The organism is Streptomyces sp. 2131.1 (genome assembly GCF_900105515.1).
In the GTDB taxonomy this organism is placed as follows: Bacteria; Actinomycetota; Actinomycetes; order Streptomycetales; family Streptomycetaceae; genus Streptomyces; species Streptomyces drozdowiczii.
Genome location: NZ_FNSY01000001.1, coordinates 1,831,177 through 1,852,477, shown reverse-complemented (window position 1 = coordinate 1,852,477; position 21,301 = coordinate 1,831,177). Strand labels below are relative to the sequence as shown.

23 protein-coding genes are annotated in these 21,301 nt (G+C 72.4%); 21 read left to right on the top strand and 2 right to left on the bottom strand.

What is annotated here, in order from left to right; translation table 11 throughout:
* Window positions 1-33: 33 nt before the first annotated feature.
* Window positions 34-2,487, top strand: coding sequence for a [protein-PII] uridylyltransferase (locus BLW14_RS08120; protein WP_093705774.1), 2,454 nt, complete (start codon window positions 34-36; stop codon window positions 2,485-2,487).
* A gap of 110 nt (window positions 2,488-2,597) precedes the next feature.
* Entirely contained in the window at window positions 2,598-4,145 is a 1,548-nt protein-coding gene (gene ffh, locus BLW14_RS08115) for a signal recognition particle protein (RefSeq protein WP_093705772.1), read from the top strand.
* 61 nt (window positions 4,146-4,206) lie between these two features.
* Here the strand turns inward: ffh and BLW14_RS08110 are convergent, their stop codons facing one another.
* Window positions 4,207-5,049 (bottom strand): class I SAM-dependent methyltransferase, encoded by an 843-nt coding sequence (locus BLW14_RS08110; RefSeq protein ID WP_093705770.1) that lies wholly within the window; start codon window positions 5,047-5,049, stop codon window positions 4,207-4,209.
* Between the two features lie 538 nt (window positions 5,050-5,587).
* On the opposite strand from BLW14_RS08110, the gene BLW14_RS08105 reads away from it, so the two are divergent.
* The 18 genes from BLW14_RS08105 (at window position 5,588) to BLW14_RS08020 (ending at window position 19,449) form a co-directional block, all read left to right on the top strand.
* Window positions 5,588-6,181, top strand: coding sequence for a hypothetical protein (locus BLW14_RS08105; RefSeq protein WP_018521397.1), 594 nt, complete (start codon window positions 5,588-5,590; stop codon window positions 6,179-6,181).
* A 157-nt stretch (window positions 6,182-6,338) separates the two neighbouring features.
* Entirely contained in the window at window positions 6,339-6,779 is a 441-nt protein-coding gene (rpsP, locus tag BLW14_RS08100) for a 30S ribosomal protein S16 (RefSeq protein ID WP_093705768.1), read from the top strand.
* A gap of 2 nt (window positions 6,780-6,781) precedes the next feature.
* Window positions 6,782-7,021, top strand: coding sequence for an RNA-binding protein (locus tag BLW14_RS08095; RefSeq protein ID WP_030206382.1), 240 nt, complete (start codon window positions 6,782-6,784; stop codon window positions 7,019-7,021).
* A 79-nt stretch (window positions 7,022-7,100) separates the two neighbouring features.
* Complete coding sequence (gene rimM / locus BLW14_RS08090) at window positions 7,101-7,706, top strand: ribosome maturation factor RimM (RefSeq protein ID WP_093705766.1); 606 nt, start codon at window positions 7,101-7,103, stop codon at window positions 7,704-7,706.
* A complete protein-coding gene (trmD, locus tag BLW14_RS08085; protein WP_093705764.1) occupies window positions 7,706-8,527 on the top strand; it encodes a tRNA (guanosine(37)-N1)-methyltransferase TrmD in 822 nt (273 codons plus the stop codon). Before rimM ends, trmD begins: the two co-directional genes overlap by 1 nt.
* A gap of 128 nt (window positions 8,528-8,655) precedes the next feature.
* Complete coding sequence (gene rplS, locus BLW14_RS08080; RefSeq protein WP_018521401.1) at window positions 8,656-9,006, top strand: 50S ribosomal protein L19; 351 nt, start codon at window positions 8,656-8,658, stop codon at window positions 9,004-9,006.
* Between the two features lie 45 nt (window positions 9,007-9,051).
* Window positions 9,052-9,834, top strand: coding sequence for a signal peptidase I (gene lepB, locus BLW14_RS08075; RefSeq protein ID WP_093705762.1), 783 nt, complete (start codon window positions 9,052-9,054; stop codon window positions 9,832-9,834).
* Window positions 9,827-10,903, top strand: a complete 1,077-nt coding sequence (gene lepB, locus BLW14_RS08070) for a signal peptidase I (protein WP_143051998.1) — start codon at window positions 9,827-9,829, stop codon at window positions 10,901-10,903. Before lepB (BLW14_RS08075) ends, lepB (BLW14_RS08070) begins: the two co-directional genes overlap by 8 nt.
* On the top strand, window positions 10,785-11,714 hold the full coding sequence (gene lepB / locus BLW14_RS08065) for a signal peptidase I (RefSeq protein ID WP_093705760.1): 930 nt from the start codon (window positions 10,785-10,787) through the stop codon (window positions 11,712-11,714). Before lepB (BLW14_RS08070) ends, lepB (BLW14_RS08065) begins: the two co-directional genes overlap by 119 nt.
* Complete coding sequence (gene lepB / locus BLW14_RS08060) at window positions 11,711-12,616, top strand: signal peptidase I (protein ID WP_093705758.1); 906 nt, start codon at window positions 11,711-11,713, stop codon at window positions 12,614-12,616. The genes lepB (BLW14_RS08065) and lepB (BLW14_RS08060) overlap by 4 nt, the downstream gene beginning before the upstream one ends.
* Window positions 12,617-12,665: 49 nt before the next feature.
* Window positions 12,666-13,415 (top strand): signal peptidase I, encoded by a 750-nt coding sequence (gene lepB / locus BLW14_RS08055; RefSeq protein WP_177153920.1) that lies wholly within the window; start codon window positions 12,666-12,668, stop codon window positions 13,413-13,415.
* On the top strand, window positions 13,405-13,893 hold the full coding sequence (locus BLW14_RS08050; protein WP_093705756.1) for an NUDIX hydrolase: 489 nt from the start codon (window positions 13,405-13,407) through the stop codon (window positions 13,891-13,893). Before lepB (BLW14_RS08055) ends, BLW14_RS08050 begins: the two co-directional genes overlap by 11 nt.
* Before the next feature lie 62 nt (window positions 13,894-13,955).
* The gene (locus tag BLW14_RS08045) at window positions 13,956-14,264 is read left to right on the top strand and encodes a DUF2469 domain-containing protein (protein ID WP_003965949.1); all 309 of its coding nucleotides are present in this window, start codon (window positions 13,956-13,958) and stop codon (window positions 14,262-14,264) included.
* An 84-nt stretch (window positions 14,265-14,348) separates the two neighbouring features.
* Complete coding sequence (locus BLW14_RS08040; RefSeq protein WP_093705754.1) at window positions 14,349-14,708, top strand: YraN family protein; 360 nt, start codon at window positions 14,349-14,351, stop codon at window positions 14,706-14,708.
* Window position 14,709: 1 nt separating this feature from the next.
* Window positions 14,710-16,344, top strand: coding sequence for a YifB family Mg chelatase-like AAA ATPase (locus BLW14_RS08035; protein ID WP_093705752.1), 1,635 nt, complete (start codon window positions 14,710-14,712; stop codon window positions 16,342-16,344).
* On the top strand, window positions 16,341-17,555 hold the full coding sequence (dprA, locus tag BLW14_RS08030; RefSeq protein ID WP_093705751.1) for a DNA-processing protein DprA: 1,215 nt from the start codon (window positions 16,341-16,343) through the stop codon (window positions 17,553-17,555). Before BLW14_RS08035 ends, dprA begins: the two co-directional genes overlap by 4 nt.
* A 287-nt stretch (window positions 17,556-17,842) precedes the next feature.
* Entirely contained in the window at window positions 17,843-18,679 is an 837-nt protein-coding gene (gene whiG / locus BLW14_RS08025) for an RNA polymerase sigma factor WhiG (RefSeq protein WP_026242485.1), read from the top strand.
* 197 nt (window positions 18,680-18,876) lie between these two features.
* Complete coding sequence (locus BLW14_RS08020) at window positions 18,877-19,449, top strand: TetR/AcrR family transcriptional regulator (RefSeq protein WP_093705749.1); 573 nt, start codon at window positions 18,877-18,879, stop codon at window positions 19,447-19,449.
* Here BLW14_RS08020 and BLW14_RS08015 read toward each other — a convergent pair.
* A complete protein-coding gene (locus tag BLW14_RS08015) occupies window positions 19,385-20,098 on the bottom strand; it encodes a M23 family metallopeptidase (RefSeq protein WP_093705747.1) in 714 nt (237 codons plus the stop codon). The two genes, BLW14_RS08020 and BLW14_RS08015, sit on opposite strands and share 65 nt — an antisense overlap.
* Before the next feature lie 274 nt (window positions 20,099-20,372).
* Here BLW14_RS08015 and rpsB point away from each other — a divergent pair, with 274 nt between their 5' ends.
* Complete coding sequence (rpsB, locus tag BLW14_RS08010) at window positions 20,373-21,287, top strand: 30S ribosomal protein S2 (protein WP_093705745.1); 915 nt, start codon at window positions 20,373-20,375, stop codon at window positions 21,285-21,287.
* Window positions 21,288-21,301 lie beyond the last annotated feature (14 nt).

The following is a 21,301-nucleotide window of genomic DNA, read 5'->3' as shown; positions in this document are numbered from 1 at the left end:
TTCGCACGGTTCCGCACACGGAAGGGCAGCTGGGTGACGAGCATCGAAGCGACCACCGAATCCGAGGACTCGCGCCCCAGCGGCTACGCGGCGGCCCGGCTGCGCCTTCTCCAGGAGAAGGAGCGGTCCGGCCCGCCGCGCCGTGCCGCCCTCGCCGCCCTCACCGACGACTGGCTCACCGCCCTGTTCACCGCGGCGGCCGAGCACGCCGGCGTCCGGGGCGCCGCCCTCGTCGCCGTCGGCGGCTACGGCCGCGGCGAACTCTCCCCGCGCAGCGACCTCGACCTCCTCCTCCTGCACGACGGCACCGCCGACGCCTCGGCCGTCGCCGCCCTCGCCGACCGGGTCTGGTACCCCGTCTGGGACCTGGGCCTCGCCCTCGACCACTCCGTCCGCACCCCCGCCGAGGCCCGCAAGACCGCCGGCGAGGACCTCAAGGTCCAGCTCGGGCTGCTCGACGCCCGCCCCGTCGCCGGCGACCTCGGCCTCGTCGCCTCCCTGCGCACCGCGATCCTCGCCGACTGGCGCAACCAGGCACCCAAACGCCTCCCCGACCTCCACGAGCTCTGCCGCGAACGCGCCGAACGCCACGGCGAACTGCGCTTCCTCCTGGAACCCGACCTCAAGGAGGCCCGGGGCGGCCTGCGCGACGTCACCGCCCTGCGCGCCGTCGCCGCCTCCTGGGTCGCCGACGCCCCCCGCGAAGGACTCGCCGAGGCCCGCCGCGTCCTCCTCGACGCCCGCGACGCCCTCCACCTCACCACCGGCCGCGCCACCGACCGCCTCGCCCTCCAGGAACAGGACCAGGTCGCCCAGGCCCTCGGCCTCCTCGACGCCGACGCCCTGCTGCGCCAGGTCTACGAGGCCGCCCGCACCGTCTCGTACGCCACCGACGTCACCTGGCGCGAGGTCAACCGGGTCCTGCGCGCCCGCTCCGCCCGGCCCCGGCTGCGCGCCCTCCTCGGCGGCGGCCGGAACCCCGTCCCGGACCGGACCCCGCTCGCCGACGGCGTCGTGGAGGCCGAGGGCGAGGCCGTGCTCGCCCGCACCGCCCGGCCCGAACGCGACCCGGTGCTCGTGCTGCGCGCCGCCGCCGCGGCCGCCCAGTCCGAACTGCCCCTCTCCCGGCACGTCGTACGCCACCTCGCGACCGCCGCCCAGCCGCTCCCCGTGCCCTGGCCGGCCGAGGCCCGCGAGGAACTCGTCACCCTGCTCGGCGCCGGCGAGGCCACGGTCCCCGTCTGGGAGGCCCTGGAGGCCGAAGGACTGATCACCCGCCTTCTGCCCGACTGGGAACGCGTCCACTGCCGCCCGCAGCGCAACCCCGTCCACACCTGGACCGTCGACCGCCACCTCGTCGAGACCGCCGTACGCGCCTCCTCGCTCACCCGCCGCGTCGGCCGCCCCGACCTGCTGCTCGTCGCCGCCCTGCTGCACGACATCGGCAAGGGCTGGCCCGGCGACCACTCCGTCGCCGGCGAGGTCATCGCCCGCGACATGGCCGCCCGGATCGGCTTCGACCAGCACGACGTGGGCGTCATCGCCACCCTCGTACGCCACCACCTGCTGCTCATCGAGACCGCCACCCGGCGCGACCTGGACGACCCGGCCACCGTCCGCGCCGTCGCCGACGCCGTCGGCACCGCCGCCACCCTGGAGCTGCTGCACGCCCTGACCGAGGCCGACGCGCTGGCCACCGGGCCCGCCGCCTGGTCCGCCTGGCGCGCCTCCCTCGTCACCGAACTCGTCAAACGCGTCGCCCAGGTCCTCGCGGGCGAGGCCCCCGAAGAACCCGAACCGGCCGCCCCGAGCGCCGAGCAGGAACGCCTCGCGATCGAGGCCCTGCGCACCGGCGGGCCCGTCCTCGCCCTGCACACCAGGACCGAGACCCCGCACGAGGAGGGCGCCCCCGAGCCGGTGGGCGTCGAGCTCCTCATCGCACTCCGCGACCGGCCCGGCGTGCTGCCCGCCGCCGCGGGGGTCCTCGCCCTGCACCGCCTCACCGTCCGCGCCGCCGACCTGCGCGCCGTGGAGCTGCCCACCGAGCTGGGGGAGTCCGCGGACCTGCTGCTGCTCAGCTGGCGGGTGGCCGCCGAGTACGGCTCGCTGCCCCAGGAGGCCCGGCTCCGCGCCGACCTCGTACGCGCCCTGGACGGCAGCCTGGACATCCCCGCCCGGCTCGCGGAGCGCGAGGCTGCCTACCCCCGGCGGCGCGGGGTGAAGGCCCCGCCGCCCCGGGTGACGGTGGCCCCGGCCGGCTCCCGCCTGGCCACGGTCATCGAGGTGCGCGCCCAGGACGCCCCGGGCCTGCTGCACCGCATCGGGCACGCCCTGGAGCGGAGCACGGTCCGGGTGCGCAGCGCGCACGTGTCGACGCTGGGGGCGAACGCGGTGGATGCTTTCTACGTCACGGACACCGAAGGGGAGCCGCTGTCGCCGAAGCGGGCGGCGGAGCTGGCCCAGGAGGTCGAGAAGGCGCTGGGCTGAGCCCCCTGCGGGGTCCGGTGCCGGGCGAGGTCTTGGCGTTCTCCGGCGTCCGGATACCCTGGGAACCTACTGACCCGACCCGCCCCCGACCCTGAGGACCGACGAGCGCCGTGTTCGATACTCTCTCCGACCGCCTTGCCGCGACTTTCAAGAACCTCCGGGGCAAGGGCCGCTTGTCCGAGGCGGACATCGACGCCACGGCTCGCGAGATCCGTATCGCCCTGCTCGAAGCCGACGTGGCGCTGCCCGTCGTCCGGTCCTTCATCGCCAACGTCAAGGAGCGGGCGCGCGGCGCCGAGGTCTCGCAGGCGCTGAATCCGGCCCAGCAGGTCGTCAAGATCGTCAACGAGGAGCTCATCTCCATCCTCGGCGGCGAGACCCGGCGGCTGCGGTTCGCCAAGAACCCGCCCACCGTGATCATGCTCGCCGGTCTCCAGGGTGCCGGTAAGACGACCCTCGCCGGAAAGCTCGGCCTCTGGCTCAAGGGCCAGGGCCACTCCCCGCTGCTCGTCGCCTGCGACCTCCAGCGCCCCAACGCCGTCAACCAGCTGAGCGTCGTCGCCGACCGCGCCGGTGTCGCGGTGTACGCCCCCGAGCCGGGCAACGGCGTCGGCGACCCGGTCCGGGTCGCCAAGGATTCCATCGAGTACGCCCGGTCCAAGCAGTTCGACGTCGTCGTCGTGGACACCGCCGGCCGCCTCGGCATCGACCAGGAGCTGATGCAGCAGGCCGCGGACATCCGCGACGCCGTCAGCCCGGACGAGATCCTCTTCGTCGTCGACGCGATGATCGGTCAGGACGCGGTCAACACCGCGGAGGCCTTCCGCGACGGCGTCGGCTTCGACGGCGTGGTGCTCTCCAAGCTCGACGGTGACGCCCGCGGTGGTGCGGCCCTGTCGATCGCCCACGTCACGGGCAAGCAGATCATGTTCGCCTCGAACGGCGAGAAGCTCGACGAGTTCGACGCGTTCCACCCGGACCGCATGGCCTCGCGCATCCTCGACATGGGTGATCTGCTCACCCTGATCGAGCAGGCGGAGAAGACCTTCAGCCAGGAAGAGGCCGCCAAGATGGCCTCCAAGCTGGCGTCGAGCAAGGGCAAGGACTTCACGTTCGACGACTTCCTGGCGCAGATGGAGCAGGTCAGGAAGATGGGCTCCATCTCCAAGCTGCTCGGCATGCTGCCCGGCATGGGTCAGATCAAGGACCAGATCAACAACATCGACGAGCGCGACATCGACCGCATGGCCGCGATCATCAAGTCGATGACCCCGCAGGAGCGCGCCGAGCCGACGATCATCAACGGCTCGCGCCGGGCCCGTATCGCCAAGGGCTCCGGCTCCGAGGTCTCCGCCGTCAAGGGGCTGGTCGAACGCTTCTTCGAGGCCCGCAAGATGATGTCGAAGATGGCCCAGGGCGGCGGCATGCCGGGGATGCCCGGGATGCCGGGCATGGGCGGCGGCCCCGGCCGCCAGAAGAAGCAGGTCAAGCAGGCCAAGGGCAAGCGCAAGAGCGGCAACCCGATGAAGCGCAAGGCCGAGGAACAGGCCGCGGCCGCCCGCCGCGAGGCGGCGCAGAACGGCGTCCCCGGCCTCCCGGCCGGTCAGGACGCCCAGAACTTCGAGCTGCCGGACGAGTTCAAGAAGTTCATGGGCTGACGGCCCACGTCATGCCGGAGGGGCGCCCACCGTCCGTGGTGGGCGCCCCTCCGGCGTACGTTCACGTCGTACAGACCAGGTACCGGAACACGTTGGACATCCACACCGTGCCGTCCGGACGCCGGTGCGGGTGCAGGGCCTCGGCGAGCTCCTTCTCGACCTGCCACCGGTCCGTCGCCCGGACCGCCGCCTCGAACAGCCGGGTCGACAGCAGGCCGCGTACCGCGCTGTCCATGTCCGCGTAACCGAACGGGCAGGCCACCCGGCCGGAGCCGTCCGGCTTCAGCCCGGCCCTGAAGGCCACGTCCTCCAGATCGTCCCGGCGCGGGCCGCGCCAGCCGCCGCCCGGGGCGCGCCCGTCGTCGGCGAGCCGGCCGGCCACCCGCAGCACCGCCTCCGTGGCGCACCGCTCGGGCGGGCCCCAGCCCGTCAGCACGACCGTCGAACCCCGGTCCGCCGAGGGAACGGCCGTCTCCAGCGCACGTACCAGCTCCTCGCCGTCCCCGGCCTCGCAGCCGATCGGGGTGAAGGCGGTGATCAGGTTGTGCGGTCCGCCCTCCGCCGCGGCGGCGACGGTGTCGGTGAGCCGGGGAGCGGCGGGCGCGCCGCGGTCCTCGGAGGCGGGCAGCAGCCGGGCCCGGGCCAGCGCGAGCCGGTCGGGGTCGGCGTCCACGCCGGTGACCCGGGCGCCGCGGCCGGCGGCCATCAGCAGCGCCAGGCCGGAGCCGCAGCCGAGCGAGAGCATCCGCGTGGCGGGCCCCACCTCCAGCCGCGCGTACACCGCTTCGTACAGCGGTGCCAGCATCCGTTCCTGGATCTCGGCCCAGTCGCGGGCGCGGGAGGTGCCGTCCGCGGGGGCGGGCGGCTCCGTGTGCCGGTGGTGCCGAACGAGCGTTGGTGTCATGGAATGAGCCCCAATCCGCCGAGGTTGCCGGTTCTGCCGATCGGTCGTGCCCGAGGACGGGGGACCTCCCGTCCCGGTACCGCGCTTCCCCCGTATGCCAGGGAACTGCGCATCGGGCGCCGCGTCCAGAGGTCTGCGGGGCGTGGTTGTCCGCGCTGCCGTCCGGCGCACGACGGCACCGGCGCACCCGGACGGCGTGGACGCCCCAGAGGGTCCGTCTCGTCCTCTGCCGTCCCAGTCTGACCCGACACGCCGGGACGGGCACGTCGAGCGCGTCAGGGCGGTGCGGGTACCCTGCGTGACGCCGCTGTCGTGCCCGCGCGCCGGGCGGACCGGCGGCGCCGGGGCGCGTACCGCGGCTACGCGCGCAGGCGTACGCGCCGCTACGTACCGGCTTGGTGCGAGCTGTGAGACTTCTCCGCAGATCAGCGCACCCGCCCTCGTCAGGACGCATCAACGTCAACTGACTGGTACGTGCAAAATATTTGGGATGGCCCGGAATCGGAACACCGAGGGCCCCGCGCTCGTTGGTCACGACGTGAGCACGACACCACCTGTACTTGCCGCAGAGCTGGCGCAGGCGTGGGCCGACATTCAGCGGTACCACCCCGAGCTGCCCGATCTCGCCGCACCCGAGTCCCTGATCGGAGAGTCCTCGTCCGCCTGTGGCGCCGAGCTCTCCTTCGAGCGACTGCTCCACGAGGCAGTCCACGGCATTGCCGCCGCCAGAGGTGTCCGCGACACCTCGCGCGCCGGCCGATATCACAACCGACGATTCCTGGCGATCGCCGAGGAGCTGGGCCTCGACCATGCCGAGGAGCCCCACCCCAGCAGCGGCTTCTCGCTGGTCACGCTCAACCCCGAGGCCAAGCGGCGCTACCGGCCGACGACGGAGCGGCTCCAGCGCGCCCTCAAGGCGCACACCGTGGCCACCGCCGCCGACACCAAGCGCTCCTTCCGCGGTCCTGCCGCCCGGCACGGCTCCTCCGGAGGGGGCGTGCGGGTCAAGGCCGTGTGCGACTGCGGGCGCAATGTGCGCGTGGTCCCCTCGGTCCTCGCACAGGCCCCGATCGTCTGCGGCGGCTGCGGAAAGCCGTTCCGGATCCCGGAGACAGCAGTCGCGGTGGGGTGAGCCGACGCGGTGTGGCACAATGGCTAGCTGTACTCGACAGTCGCACAGGACCCCTCTCTCCTCCGGCTGACGCGTCCATCGGGCACCCGAGTACCGCAACCCCACGTGGCATCTTCGTTGTGCCCAACCACGTCATAGACCAGGAGACACCACTTCCGTGGCAGTCAAGATCAAGCTGAAGCGTCTGGGCAAGATCCGTTCGCCTCACTACCGCATCGTCGTCGCCGACTCCCGTACCCGCCGTGACGGCCGGGCCATCGAGGAGATCGGTCTGTACCACCCGGTGCAGAACCCGTCGCGCATCGAGGTCAACTCGGAGCGTGCGCAGTACTGGCTGTCCGTCGGCGCCCAGCCGACCGAGCCGGTTCTCGCGATCCTGAAGCTCACCGGCGACTGGCAGGCGCACAAGGGCCTCCCGGCCCCCGCGCCGCTGCTGCAGCCGGAGCCCAAGGCCGACAAGCGCGCCCTGTTCGAGGCCCTCTCCGGTGACGGTGAGGAGTCGAAGGGCGAGGCCATCACGCCGAAGGCGAAGAAGGCCGACAAGAAGGCGGACGAGGCTGCTGACGCTGCCGCGCCCGCCGAGTCGACCGAGGCCTGAGCATGCTCGAGGAGGCTCTCGAGCACCTCGTGAAAGGCATCGTCGACAACCCCGACGACGTGCAGGTCGCCTCGCGCAACCTGCGCCGTGGCCGTGTGCTGGAGGTCCGGGTCCACCCCGAAGACCTCGGTAAGGTGATCGGCCGCAACGGCCGCACCGCACGCGCGCTGCGTACCGTCGTGGGCGCCATCGGCGGCCGTGGTATCCGCGTCGACCTCGTCGATGTGGATCAGGTCCGCTGACAGAGTTGAACACCGGCACGGGCCGGGGAGGGCCAAGCGCCCGCCCCGGCCCGTCGTCGTACGACAGGAGAGACACAAGGTGCAGTTGGTAGTCGCGCGGATCGGTCGCGCCCACGGCATCAAGGGCGAGGTCACCGTCGAGGTGCGGACGGACGAGCCGGAGCTGCGGCTCGCACCCGGAGCCGTCCTGGCCACCGAGCCGGCCACGGCGGGACCGCTGACGATCGAGACCGGCCGGGTGCACAGCGGCAGGCTGCTGCTGCGCTTCGAGGGTGTGAAGGACCGTACGGCCGCCGAGGCGCTGCGCAACACCCTGCTGATCGCCGACGTCGACCCGGCGGAACTCCCGGAGGACCCCGAGGAGTTCTACGACCATCAGCTGATGGACCTGGACGTGGTCCTCGCCGACGGCACCGAGATCGGCCGCATCACCGAGATCACGCACCTGCCGTCCCAGGACCTCTTCATCGTGGAGCGGCCGGACGGCAGCGAGGTGATGATCCCGTTCGTCGAGGAGATCGTCACCGAGATCGACCTGGAGGAGCAGCGCGCGGTGATCACCCCGCCGCCCGGTCTGATCGACGAGAGCGAGGCCGTCGTGGCCTCCGCGCGCGACGAGGCCGCCGACTCCGCAGTGGAGGGCTCCGCGGCGGAGGGCTCCGCGTCGAAGGGCGAGGACGCCTGATGCGCCTCGACGTCGTCACGATCTTCCCCGAGTACCTGGAACCGCTGAACGTCTCGCTGGTCGGCAAGGCCCGCGCGTCCGGCCGCCTCGACGTCCACGTGCACGACCTGCGCGACTGGACGTACGACCGCCACAACACGGTCGACGACACCCCGTACGGCGGCGGCCCCGGCATGGTCATGAAGACCGAGCCGTGGGGCGACGCCCTGGACGAGGCGCTGGCTGACGGCTACGAGGCGGGGGCGCACGCCCCGGTCCTCGTGGTGCCCACGCCGGGCGGGCGGCCGTTCACCCAGGAGCTCGCCGTCGAGCTGTCCGCGTGCCCCTGGCTGGTGTTCACCCCGGCCCGTTACGAGGGCATCGACCGGCGGGTCACCGAGGAGTACGCCACCCGGATCCGGGTGGTCGAGGTGTCCATCGGCGACTACGTGCTGGCCGGCGGGGAAGCCGCGGTGCTGGTCATCACCGAGGCGGTCGCCCGGCTGCTGCCCGGCGTCCTCGGCAACGCAGCCTCCCACCAGGACGACTCCTTCGCCCCCGGCGCGATGGCCAACCTCCTGGAGGGACCCGTCTACACCAAGCCCCCCGAGTGGCGCGGCCGGTCCATCCCCGACGTGCTGCTCAGCGGCCACCACGGGAAGATCGCGCGCTGGCGGCGGGACGAGGCGCTGCGCCGTACGGCCGCCAACCGGCCCGATCTGATCGAGCGGTGGGAGGCGTCCGGCTTCGACAAGAAGGACCGGGAGATGCTCTCCATCCTCGGCTGGTCGCCCGCGCCGGATGGCCGATTTTGGCGCAGGCCCGAGGCCGTGGAAGAATAGGCCGCTGCCGTCCGTCCGGCGTGCGCCCCTGCCACAGGGGGACACGACGCCCGTCCGACGAGACCGGCCCCTGACATTCATCACTCTCCCGTCGATGACCTGTGGCATCGGCGAAGAAAGCAGACAACATGGCTTCCCTGCTCGACGACGTCAATTCCGCGTCGCTGCGTACCGACATCCCGGCGTTCCGCCCCGGTGACACCGTCAACGTTCACGTCCGCGTGATCGAGGGCAACCGCTCCCGTGTCCAGCAGTTCAAGGGCGTCGTCATCCGCCGCCAGGGCGCGGGCGTCAGCGAGACCTTCACGGTCCGCAAGGTCTCCTTCAGCGTCGGCGTCGAGCGCACCTTCCCGGTGCACAGCCCGATCTTCGAGAAGATCGAGCTCGTGACCCGCGGTGACGTCCGTCGCGCCAAGCTGTACTTCCTCCGTGAGCTGCGCGGCAAGGCCGCGAAGATCAAGGAGAAGCGCGACCGCTGAGCTGACTGCCTGGTCCACAGGGTGTCCGGATAAGCTCTGGCCCCGATGGACACGCAAGCAGAACTCCAGGAGCGCGATCTCTCCTCCGTACCCGGTCCGGGTCAGGGGGAGCGGTCGCGCTCTTCGCGTGTCCGGGACCGCCTCGCCGACCTGATGTCCTGGCGGCTGTCCTGGCGGGGCACGCTCGGGCTCGGCGCCCTCTGCGCGGTGTCCGTGTTCCTCTTCAGCAACTTCGTCGTGCAGCCCTTCCTGATCCCCAGCGGTTCCATGGAGCCCACGCTCCGGGTGGGCGACCGCGTGCTCGTCGACAAGCTGGCGTACCGCTTCGGGGCCGAACCCCGTCGCGGTGACGTGGTGGTCTTCGACGGCACCGGCTCCTTCGTACGCGAGGGAACGGAGCAGAACCCGGTCACCGGGCTGCTGCACGGGGCGGCGGCCTCCCTCGGGCTCGCCGAGCCCCCCGGGACCGACTTCGTGAAGCGGGTGGTGGGCGTGGGGGGCGACCGGGTGGTCTGCTGCGACGCGCGGGACCGGATCGAGGTGAACGGCCGGCCGCTGGACGAGGACTACCTCTTCCCCGGTGACGCGCCCTCCAAGGTCCCCTTCGACATCGTGGTGCCGGACGGCACCCTCTGGATGATGGGCGACCACCGCAGCCGCTCCCGCGACTCCCGCGACCACCTGGGCGAGCCGGGCGGCGGCGTGGTGCCGGTGGCCCGGGTGATCGGGCGGGTCGACTGGTACGGCTGGCCGCTGGGCCGGCTGGGATCGCTGCCGGACACCGGCGCGTTCGACTCCGTACCGGCGGCCGGTCCGTCGCATGGGTAGCCACGGGCGGCGTGGCGCGCCGACGCACGGGACCGCGGCGCCGGACGAGGGCCCGCGGTCGCTGCCCACCCGGGCGGAGCGGCGGAAGCTGGCCCGCAAGGTGAAGCGGAGGCGGCGCAGATCGGCGGTGCGGGAGATACCCCTGCTCATCACGGTGGCGCTGCTGATCGCCCTGGTCCTCAAGACGTTCCTGGTGCAGGCATTCGTCATCCCGTCCGGGTCGATGGAGCAGAGCATCCGGATCGGCGACCGGGTCCTCGTCGACAAGCTGACGCCCTGGTTCGGGTCGAAGCCGCAGCGCGGGGACGTCGTGGTGTTCCGCAACCCGTCCGACTGGCCGCCGCCGAACCCGGTGAGCAAGGGCGATCCGCCCGTCGTCGTGAAGCAGGTGAAGCAGGCGCTCACCTTCGTCGGGCTGCTGCCGTCGGACGACGAGCAGGACCTGATCAAGCGGGTCGTGGCCGTCGGGGGCGACACCGTGAAGTGCTGCGTGCCGGACGGCAGGCTCACCGTCAACGGCATGGCCGTCGAGGAACCCTATGTTTTCCCCGGGGACGCTCCCTCCACCATCAAATTCGAGGTAAAGGTTCCGGCGGGCCGCCTCTTCGTGATGGGGGACCACCGCTCCAATTCCGCCGACTCACGCTTCCACATGGACAAGACGGCGGACGGCACGATCTCCGAGAAGGCGGTCGTGGGGCGGGCGAAGTGGATCGTCTGGCCCTTCGGGCACTGGGCCGGCCTGGAGGAACGCGCGGCGTTCGCCTCGGTCCCGGACCCGCGCGCCGGTACGGCTGCCGCCTCGGGACCGTCGAATAGTGTGTCCCAGGATCCCAACGGATTGATCCGGCTCCCGACCCCTGCGGAACTCCCGCTCGTTATGGGAGTGGTGGGCCTGCATCGGCTAGGACGCAGGCGGTGGCACGGAGTAAGGAGTGGATGTGGGGGATTTGGCGGTCGGCGCACGATCCGGACACGACGAACCCGAGGACCGTCCGGGCGCTTCGGCCCATTCCGGGTCCGCCGGTGCGGCGGACGACGGGACGGCGGCGAGCGGGACGGAGAGTGACGGCGGCGCGTCCGGCTCCAGCGCGGCCAGGAAGAAGAACCCCCGCCCCTTCTGGAAGGAACTGCCCCTCCTCATCGGCGTCGCCCTGATCCTGGCGCTGCTGATCAAGACGTTTCTGGTGCAGGCGTTCTCGATTCCGTCGGACTCGATGCAGAACACGTTGCAGCGTGGCGACCGGGTGCTGGTGGACAAGCTGACGCCGTGGTTCGGTTCGGAGCCGGAGCGCGGCGAGGTCGTCGTCTTCCACGACCCGGGCGGCTGGCTGGAGGACACCCAGGCACCCGAGCCGAACGCGGTGCAGAAGTTCCTCAGCTTCATCGGTCTCATGCCCTCGGCCGAGGAGAAGGACCTGATCAAGCGGGTCATCGCGATCGGCGGTGACACGGTGGAGTGCAAGAAGGGCGGGCCGGTCGAGGTCAACGGCAAGTCGCTCGACGACAAGTCCTTCATCTTCGAGGGCAACAGCGCCTGCGACGACCAGCCGTTCGGCCCGATCAAGGTCCCCGAGGGCCGGATCTGGGTGATGGGCGACCACCGGCAGAACTCCCTGGACTCGCGCTACCACCAGAACCTGCCGGGCGGCGGCACCGTCTCCAACGACGAGGTCGTGGGCCGGGCCATCGTGATCGCGTGGCCGGTCAGCCGGTGGGCGACCCTCCCGGTCCCGAAGACCTTCGACCAGCCGGGCATCAACGCGGCGGCCGCTGCCGCGGCGCCCGGGGCGATCGGCCTCGCGGGCGCCGTACCCCTGGTGCTCTGGCGCAGGCGGCGCCGGACCGCGACCGTCGGCACAGTGAGGAATGACGCGTGAGCGACGTGACAGACGGAGCACGGTCCGAGCGGGAGGCGTCCTCCGCCGAGCCGTCCGCCGCCGAACCGGAAGGCAGCACGGACGCCGGTACGGACAGCGGGACCGACGACGGTACGGACGGCACCGGCGCCAGGAGCAAGAAGAAGAACCCCCGCCCGTTCTGGAAGGAGCTGCCGCTCCTCATCGGGATCGCGCTGGTCCTGGCGCTGCTGATCAAGACGTTTCTGGTGCAGGCGTTCTCGATTCCGTCGGACTCGATGCAGAACACGCTGCAGCGGGGCGACCGGGTGCTGGTGGACAAGCTGACGCCGTGGTTCGGTTCGGAGCCGGAGCGCGGCGAGGTGGTCGTCTTCCACGACCCCGACGGCTGGCTGAAGGACGAGCCGACCCCGAAGCCCAACGCCGTGCAGAAGTTCCTGAGCTTCGTCGGGCTGATGCCGTCCGCCGAGGAGAAGGACCTGATCAAGCGCACGATCGCGGTCGCAGGGGACACGGTGGAGTGCAAGAAGGGCGGCCCGGTCGAGGTCAACGGCAAGGCGCTCGACGAGCCGTACATCTTCGAGGGCAACAGCGCCTGCGACGACATGCCCTTCGGGCCGTTCAAGGTGCCCGACGGCAAGATCTGGGTGATGGGCGACCACCGCCAGGACTCGTCGGACTCCCGCTACCACACCGATGACGTCAACAAGGGCTTCGTGCCGGTGGGCCAGGTCGTGGGCCGGGCGGTCGTCATCGCCTGGCCGGTGAACCGCTGGTCGGTGCTCTCCGTCCCGGACACCTTCGACCAGCCCGGGATCAGCGCCGCGGCCGGGGCCGCACCGGGCGTCCTCGGGGTCGCGGGCGCGCTCCCGTTCGTCATCCGGCGCGGGCGGAGGCTGACCTCCGGGCGTACTGCCGGGTAGGGTGCCCACGCGGATCAGCGATTGTCGATCTCCGATGGGGGACGCCGGTATGGGTGCAACAGGTCGTACGGATGACGGCCGCGGCCGGCTCGGCAGCAAGCTGTCCGGGGTGGCCGTGGCCCTCGGCTGCGTGCTCTTCCTCGGCGGCTTCGTCTGGGGGGCGCTGATCTACCGGCCCTACACGGTGCCCACCGGGTCGATGACCCCGACGGTGAACGCGGGCGAGAAGGTCCTCGCGCAGCGGGTGGACGGCAGCGAGGTCCGGCGCGGTGACGTGGTCGTCTTCACCGATCCGGAGTGGGGCGACATGCCGATGGTGAAGCGGGTCGTCGGGACCGGCGGCGACAAGATCGCCTGCTGCGACAAGGACGGCCGCCTCACCGTCAACGGCATACCCATCGACGAGCCGTATCTGAAGTCGACCGGCCGGGCCTCGGGCGAGGACTTCACCTCGGAGGTCCCGAAGGGCCGGCTCTTCCTGCTGGGCGACGACCGCACGGTCTCGCTGGACTCCCGGGTCCATCTGGAGGACGCCACCCACGGCGCGGTGCCCAGCGACTCCGTGGAGGCCCGCGTCGACGCCGTCGTCTGGCCGCTGGGCTCCATGGTCGGCCGGCCCGAGGCCTTCGCCGCGCTGCCGGGCGGCGTCTCCTCGTCCGGGCCGCTGAAGCTCCAGCTGACGGCCATGGGCGTGGGCATGGTGCTGATCCTGGGCGGCGCGGTGTACGGCCCGCTCGCGGCCCGTTCCTCCAAGCCGAAGCGGAGCGCGCAGCCGAAGGCGGCCGCCGGTGCCCGCTGAGGTCCGCAGGGTCGCCCGCCTGGTGCTCCTCGACCCGGACGACCGCATTCTGCTGATGCACGGCTTCGAACCGGAGGACCCGGACCGCACCTGGTGGTTCACCCCGGGCGGCGGCCTGGAGGGCGACGAGACCCACGAGCGGGCCGCGCTGCGCGAGCTGGCCGAGGAGACCGGGATCACCGACGTCGAACTGGGGCCGGTGATCTGGCGGCGCCGGTGCTCCTTCCCCTTCGACGGCAGGCGCTGGGACCAGGACGAGTGGTATTTCCTCGCCCGTACGGCACAGACCGCCACGGACACCAGCGGCCACACATGGCTGGAACGCCGCAGTGTCACGGGTCTGAGGTGGTGGACCTCCGCCGAACTGTCGTCGGCGCGTGAGACGGTGTACCCGACCGGGCTCGCCGACCTGCTCCGGAGGCTGCTCGACGAGGGGCCTCCGCGTACGCCGGTGGTTCTGGCCCCCGAAAGCGCCTGACGGCCGGGGCGCCGGAGCCTGGCGCACAATGGGGAAACGCACGGCTGAAGGGGAACATGCCAATGAGCGCCGAGGACCTCGAGAAGTACGAGACCGAGATGGAGCTGAAGCTCTACCGGGAGTACCGCGACGTCGTCGGTCTGTTCAAATATGTGATCGAGACCGAACGGCGCTTCTACCTCACCAACGACTACGAGATGCAGGTGCACTCGGTCCAGGGCGAGGTTTTCTTCGAGGTGTCCATGGCGGACGCCTGGGTGTGGGACATGTACCGGCCCGCACGGTTCGTCAAGCAGGTACGGGTGCTGACGTTCAAGGACGTCAACATCGAGGAGCTCAACAAGAGCGATCTCGAACTTCCGGGTGGCTGAGTTATCCACAATCGCCCGCTTGTCCACCAAGATCCACTGAAGTAGGGCGAATGCGTCAGAGTCGGTGCCGGAGGTGGTGCCGATATGAACGCACGGGGGGCTCTCGGGCGGTACGGCGAGGACCTGGCGGCGCGGCTGCTGGCCGACGCCGGCATGTCCGTACTGGAACGGAACTGGCGCTGTCGCGCCGGTGAGATCGACATCGTCGCGATGGACGGTGACGCGCTCGTCATCTGCGAGGTGAAGACCCGCAGAGCGGGCGCGTTCGAGCATCCGATGGCCGCGGTCACCCCGTCCAAGGCGGACCGGCTGCGACGGCTGGCCGCGCTCTGGCTGGACCGGCACGGCGGCCCGCCGCCGGGCGGGGTGCGCATCGACCTGGTCGGTGTGGTGCTGCCCGAGCGCGGCGCGCCCCTGGCCGAGCATGCGCGGGGGGTGGCCTGAGATGGGGTTCGCGCGTGCCTGCTCGGTGGCCCTGGTGGGCGTCGAGGGCGTGGTGGTGGAGGTCCAGGCGGACCTGGAGGCCGGGGTGGCGGCGTTCACCCTGGTGGGGCTGCCGGACAAGAGCCTGGTGGAGAGCCGGGACCGGGTCAGGGCGGCCGTGGTCAACTCCGGGGCGGAGTGGCCGCAGAAGAAGCTCACCGTGGGGCTCTCCCCGGCCTCGGTGCCCAAGGGCGGCTCCGGTTTCGACCTCGCCGTCGCGTGTGCGGTGCTCGGGGCGGCGGAGCGGATCGACCCGGCGTCCATCGACGACGTGGTGATGATCGGCGAGCTGGGCCTGGACGGCCGGGTGCGCCCAGTACGGGGCGTGCTGCCCGCAGTCCTGGCGGCGGCCGACGCCGGCTACCGGCAGGTGGTGGTCCCGGAGCAGACCGCGGGCGAGGCGGCCCTCGTGCCCGGCGTCTCCGTGCTCGGGGTGCGCAGCCTGCGGCAGCTGATCGCGGTGCTCTGCGACGAGCCGGTGCCGGACGAGCGGCGGGCGCACGAGGAGGGCCGCCCCGACCCCATGCTCGCCGGACTGATGGTGCCCGGCGCCGGACTGGGCACCGGCCTCACCAGGGGTCCCGCGGCGGGGGAGGGCGCCCGGCCGGACCTGGCGGACGTGGCGGGCCAGGAGCGGCCCCGCAAGGCCCTGGAGATCGCCGCGGCCGGCGGCCACCACCTCCTGCTGACCGGCCCGCCGGGCGCGGGCAAGACGATGCTGGCCGAGCGGATGCCCGCGATCCTCCCGCCGCTCACCCGGCAGGAGTCCCTCGAAGTGACCGCCGTGCACTCGGTGGCCGGCATCCTGCCGCCGGGCGAGCCGCTGGTCTCCCGGGCGCCGTACTGCGCGCCGCACCACTCGGCCACGATGCAGTCGCTGGTCGGCGGGGGAAACGGGCTGCCCAGGCCGGGCGCCGTCTCCCTCGCTCATCGCGGGATTCTCTTTCTGGACGAGGCGCCGGAGTTCTCCGTGAAGGCCCTGGACGGGTTGCGCCAGCCGCTGGAGTCCGGGCACGTCGTGGTGGCCCGTAGCGCCGGTGTGGTGCGGCTGCCGGCCCGGTTCCTCATGGTGCTCGCCGCCAACCCGTGCCCGTGCGGGCGGCACACCCTGAGCGGGGCCGGCTGCGAGTGCCCGCCGTCGGCGGTGCGGCGCTACCATGCCAGGCTCTCCGGGCCGCTGCTCGACCGGGTGGACCTCAGGGTCGCCGTCGAACCGGTCACGCGCGAGGACCTGATGGGCCGGGGCGGCCGGGGCGGCCGGGGCGAGACCACCGAGACCGTCGCCGCCCGGGTGCTGGAGGCCCGGGCACGGGCGGCCGAGCGGCTGGCCGGCACCCCGTGGACGACGAACAGCGAGGTGCCCGGCCACGAGCTGCGGACCCGGCTGGCCGTGGCTCCGGGCGCGCTGATGGTGGCCGAGCGGGACATGGAGCGCGGGCTGCTCACGGCACGCGGCCTGGACCGGGTGCTACGGGTCGCGTGGACTATCGCGGACCTGCGTGGCGCGGGCCGCCCGGAGGCCGCCGACGTCATGACGGCCCTGGAGCTGCGCAGCGGCATCCCGCGCGGGGCGGCGCTCGGGGCGGGGGCGGCATGACGGCGTGCGGGGGAGCGGGGCTCGCGTACGGGGCGGACGCGGGGGCGGCCGGCGGTGTGGCAGCGCCGGAGCGGCTGGCCAGGGCGGCGTTGACGCGGGTGCTGGAGCCGGGGGACGAGCGGGGCGGGCGGTGGCTGCGGGAGTGCGGTGCCGTGGAGCTCTGGCGCCGGATCACGGACCCGGGCGGGGAGGCCGAGCGGCTGAGCGGCATGACCGTGCGGCGGCTGGCCGGCTGCCGGCTCCGGGCGGCGGGCGTCGATCCCGAGCGCGATCTGGCCGCGGTCGCGGCGGTCGGCGGGCGCTTCGTCTGCCCGGGCGACCGGGAGTGGCCGACCCAGCTCGACGACCTGGGCGACGCAAGGCCGACCGGGCTGTGGGTGCGGGGCGGGCCCGACCTGCGGCTGTGGGCGTTGCGCTCGGTCGCGGTGGTCGGCGCCCGGGCCTGCACACCGTACGGGGCGCACATGGCGACGACGCTGGGCGCGGGCCTCGCGGAGCGGGGCTGGGTGGTGGTCTCGGGCGCCGCCTTCGGGGTGGACGGGGCGGCGCACCGGGGCGCGCTGGCCGCCGGCGGCGCGACGATGGCGGTGCTGGCATGCGGGGTGGACGTGGCCTACCCCCGCGGGCACGCCGAGCTGATCGGGCGGGTGGCCGGGCAGGGGCTCGTCATCGGGGAGCTGCCGCCGTCCGAGCACCCCACGCGCAGCCGGTTCATCCTGCGGAACAGGGTGATCGCGGCGTTGACGCGGGGGACGGTGGTCGTGGAGGCGGAGTACCGCAGCGGTTCCCTGGTCACGGCGCGGGTCGCACAGCGGTTGGGGCGATTCACCATGGGGGTTCCGGGGCCGGCGACCAGTGGCCTGTCGGCCGGTGTCCACGAACTGCTGCGCGGGGACGGGGTGCTGGTGACGGACGCCGCCGAAGTCGTCGAGCTGGTGGGGGACATCGGGGACCTGGCGCCGTCCAGGAGGGGCCCGGTGGTGGCCCGCGACCTGCTCGGCGCCGTCGCCGGGAGGGTGCTCGACGCGCTGCCCGCCCGTACCGCCGTAGACGCGAGGGAGGTGGCGCGCGCCGCCGGGACGAGCGCCGACGAGGCCCTCGGCAAGCTGTACGAACTGCACTCACTGGGATTCGTCGAACGCGAGGGCGAGGGATGGAGGTTGACGCAGCGGGCGACTTGCCGGGACGACGCGCGGCGAGGCGGTTCTTGATCTGGAGCATTCGGGTGAAAAGGTGAGCCCGATGACCTCGGCGGCGCTTCGACGGTGGCTCCGGGGCCGATGCCTGCGGCGACGGCCCCGGGTGCCCGACCTGGCCGCACCCCGCCGGGCTGTCATGTCCGCGGCCGGGTCGCGCGTCAGGTCCGTACGCCCGTGAGCGCACGGCCCCCATCCTCTATCCTGCGCGCACCGCGACAACTCAGTCACGCTACGCTCACAAGGATTCCGCCCCAGAGACAAGTCCCAGTACTTCACGGCAGAACGGCTCAAGGCACCACATGCCCCAGCACACCTCCGGGTCTGACCGCGCGGCAGTTCCACCGGCTGCGCGTGGCACTGTGCGCCCTCCCGCCCCGTCCTCGCTCGACGAGTTGTGGCGTTCGTACAAGACGACGGGCGACGGACGGCTGCGGGAGCAGCTGATCCTGCACTACTCGCCCCTGGTGAAGTACGTCGCCGGGCGGGTGAGCGTGGGGCTGCCGTCCAACGTCGAGCAGGCGGACTTCGTCTCGTCCGGGGTGTTCGGACTGATCGACGCGATCGAGAAGTTCGACATCGAACGGGCCATCAAGTTCGAGACGTACGCGATCACCCGCATCCGCGGCGCGATGATCGACGAACTCCGGGCGCTGGACTGGATTCCGCGCTCCGTGCGGCAGAAGGCGCGCGCCGTCGAACGCGCCTACGCCACGCTGGAGGCGCAGTTGCGCCGTACCCCCTCCGAGGCGGAGGTCGCGGCGGAGATGGACGTCACGCTGGACGAACTGCACGCGGTTTTCAGCCAGTTGTCCCTGGCCAACGTGGTGGCGCTGGAGGAGCTGCTCCATGTCGGCGGCGAGGGCGGCGACCGGCTGAGCCTCATGGACACGCTGGAGGACACCGCCGCCGACGACCCGGTGGAGGTGGCGGAGGACCGCGAGCTGAGACGGCTCCTCGCGCGGGCGATCAACACCCTCCCGGACCGTGAGAAGACGGTCGTCACGCTCTACTACTACGAGGGCCTGACCCTCGCCGAGATCGGCAACGTCCTCGGGGTCACCGAGAGCCGGGTCAGCCAGATCCACACCAAGTCGGTGCTCCAGCTCCGCGCGAAGCTGGCGGACGCGGGCCGCTGAGGCCCCGGGCGCGCGCCGAGGGGCGAGGCGCCTGCGGGCCGGGGGCGGCGGGGCGCCGTGCGCGGTGCCGGGCCGCCCCCGGCCGCGCGTCGCCAGACCCGTCGGGCGCACCGGTTCGGCCACCTCGGGGGCGTGGGCGTACCTCGGGGTGGGGGTCGCCGTAGAGTGGAGGCGTGCCCAGGATTCGAGCGGCCTCCGTGGCCGAGCACCGGACCATGCAGCGCGGCGCCCTCCTGGACGCAGCGCGCTCCCTGCTGTCCGAAGGGGGCACGGAAGCGCTGACCTTCCCCGCCCTCGCCGAACGCACGGGCCTCGCCCGGTCCTCCGTCTACGAGTACTTCCGCTCCCGGGCCGCCGTCGTCGAGGAGCTCTGCGCCGTCGACTTCCCCGTCTGGGCGTCCGAGGTGGAGAGCGCGATGGAGCGCGCGGGCACGCCCGAGGAAAAGATCGAGGCGTACGTCCGGCGCCAGCTCGACCTCGTCGGGGACCGGCGCCACCGGGCCGTGGTCGCCATCTCCGCCAGCGAGCTGGACGCGGGCGCCCGCGAGAAGATCCGGGCCGCGCACGGCGGTCTGATCGCCATGATCGTCGAGGCGCTCGGCGACCTCGGTCACGAGGAGCCCCGCCTCGCCGCGATGCTCCTGCAGGGCTCCGTGGACGCGGCGGTCCGGCGTATCGAACTGAGCGTGGCGGAGCGGCCCGGTGTCATCGCCGACACCGCCGTCGCGATGATCCTCGACGGCGTCCGGGGCGCCGCCACCCGGGACTGACGCCGCCACCACGGCACCCCGAGCACCACCAGCAGGCGGACCCGGCGGGTTCGTGTCCGGCCGACACCCCCGCACCCGACACCACCCCCGCATCCGGCAACGGCACCCCGAACACCGGCAGCAGCCGCGACGGGCCGTGACGCAGCAACGACGGGGGCAGCAGCGACAGCGGGTCCAGATAGGCGTCCCCGCGGCGCAGGCCCCAGTGCAGGCATCCCGCCGCGCAGTGCGACGGCCCCGCCTCCAGCACGGCCACCGTCTGGCCCACCGCGACCTCGTCGCCCTTCGCGACGAGCGGGCGCACCGGCTCGTACGTGGTCCGCAGGGGCGGGTCCCCCGTCCCGGCGAGCTCGACCGAGAGCACCCCGCGGCCGGCGACCGTGCCCGCGAACGAGACCCGGCCCCCCGCGGCGGCCAGCACCTCGGTGCCCGGGGCCGCGGCCAGGTCCGCCTCGCGGTGGCCCGGCCCGTACGGACCGGCGGGCGGCTCCCACCCCCGTACCACCGACGGGCGCCCCGCCAGGGGCCAGACACGTCCGTCGGCGTCCGCCGCCACGGCGGCACCCGGCCACCCGCCCCACGCCGTCAGCGCGGCGAGCACCACGGCCCAGGGCAGCCACCACCGCGTCCGTTCGCATGTGATTCGCATGGCACCACCGTCCCCCGGCCCCCGGCCGCGTGGGGATCATGAGCCGGATCTGTGGACTACCCGCCGGTTGTGGACAGCGCCGTCACCCGGGACCCGGACGGTCCCGTACACTTCTTCTGCGGCCCGGGTCACCGGGTCGACTTCGCACGCCCCGCCACCACCCGCTCAGCGGAGGTGGCCGCGCCCCTCGGTCCCTTGTGGCAGGCGCGCCGGGACGTCAGGCGCGACAGCAAACCTGCTGCCGCGATAACCGAGTACCTCAAGGAGTACGGCCATGGCCGTCGTCACGATGCGGGAGCTGCTGGAAAGCGGCGTCCACTTCGGTCACCAGACCCGTCGCTGGAACCCGAAGATGAAGCGCTTCATCTTCACCGAGCGCAACGGCATCTACATCATCGACCTGCTCCAGTCGCTGTCGTACATCGACCGCGCCTACGAGTTCGTCAAGGAGACCGTCGCGCACGGCGGCTCCATCATGTTCGTGGGTACGAAGAAGCAGGCCCAGGAGGCCATCGCCGAGCAGGCGACGCGCGTCGGCATGCCGTATGTCAACCAGCGTTGGCTCGGTGGCATGCTCACCAACTTCTCCACCGTCTACAAGCGCCTTCAGCGTCTGAAGGAGCTCGAGCTCATCGACTTCGAGGACGTGGCCGCCTCCGGCCTCACCAAGAAGGAGCTCCTGGTCCTCTCCCGCGAGAAGGCCAAGCTGGAGAAGACCCTCGGTGGTATCCGCGAGATGCAGAAGGTGCCGAGCGCCGTCTGGGTCGTCGACACCAAGAAGGAGCACATCGCCGTCGGTGAGGCGCGCAAGCTCCACATCCCGGTCGTCGCGATCCTCGACACCAACTGCGACCCCGACGAGGTCGACTACAAGATTCCGGGCAACGACGACGCGATCCGCTCCGTCACGCTGCTCACCCGCGTGATCGCCGACGCCGTCGCCGAGGGCCTCATCGCCCGCTCCGGTGCCGCGACCGGCGACTCGAAGCCGGGCGAGAAGGCCGCCGGCGAGCCCCTCGCCGAGTGGGAGCGTGACCTGCTCGAGGGCGACAAGAAGGCCGACGCCGAGGTCCAGTCCTCCGCCGAGACCGAGAAGGACGCCGACGCCGACGCGAAGCCGGAGGCCATCGCCGCCGAGCAGGCCGAGGCCGAGGCCCCGGCCGCGGACGCGGACGCCGAGCAGGCCTGACACCCGTCACGGCT

Coding starts and splice junctions, on each gene's coding strand:
- BLW14_RS08110 (WP_093705770.1), bottom strand. CDS start 5,049: ATGACACCAACGCTCGTTCGGCACCACCGGCACACGGAGCCGCCCGCC.
- BLW14_RS08095 (WP_030206382.1), top strand. CDS start 6,782: ATGCTCGAGGAGGCTCTCGAGCACCTCGTGAAAGGCATCGTCGACAAC.
- trmD (WP_093705764.1), top strand. CDS start 7,706: ATGCGCCTCGACGTCGTCACGATCTTCCCCGAGTACCTGGAACCGCTG.
- rplS (WP_018521401.1), top strand. CDS start 8,656: ATGGCTTCCCTGCTCGACGACGTCAATTCCGCGTCGCTGCGTACCGAC.
- lepB (WP_093705762.1), top strand. CDS start 9,052: ATGGACACGCAAGCAGAACTCCAGGAGCGCGATCTCTCCTCCGTACCC.
- lepB (WP_143051998.1), top strand. CDS start 9,827: ATGGGTAGCCACGGGCGGCGTGGCGCGCCGACGCACGGGACCGCGGCG.
- lepB (WP_177153920.1), top strand. CDS start 12,666: ATGGGTGCAACAGGTCGTACGGATGACGGCCGCGGCCGGCTCGGCAGC.
- BLW14_RS08045 (WP_003965949.1), top strand. CDS start 13,956: ATGAGCGCCGAGGACCTCGAGAAGTACGAGACCGAGATGGAGCTGAAG.
- BLW14_RS08040 (WP_093705754.1), top strand. CDS start 14,349: ATGAACGCACGGGGGGCTCTCGGGCGGTACGGCGAGGACCTGGCGGCG.
- BLW14_RS08035 (WP_093705752.1), top strand. CDS start 14,710: ATGGGGTTCGCGCGTGCCTGCTCGGTGGCCCTGGTGGGCGTCGAGGGC.
- dprA (WP_093705751.1), top strand. CDS start 16,341: ATGACGGCGTGCGGGGGAGCGGGGCTCGCGTACGGGGCGGACGCGGGG.
- whiG (WP_026242485.1), top strand. CDS start 17,843: ATGCCCCAGCACACCTCCGGGTCTGACCGCGCGGCAGTTCCACCGGCT.
- BLW14_RS08015 (WP_093705747.1), bottom strand. CDS start 20,098: ATGCGAATCACATGCGAACGGACGCGGTGGTGGCTGCCCTGGGCCGTG.
- rpsB (WP_093705745.1), top strand. CDS start 20,373: ATGGCCGTCGTCACGATGCGGGAGCTGCTGGAAAGCGGCGTCCACTTC.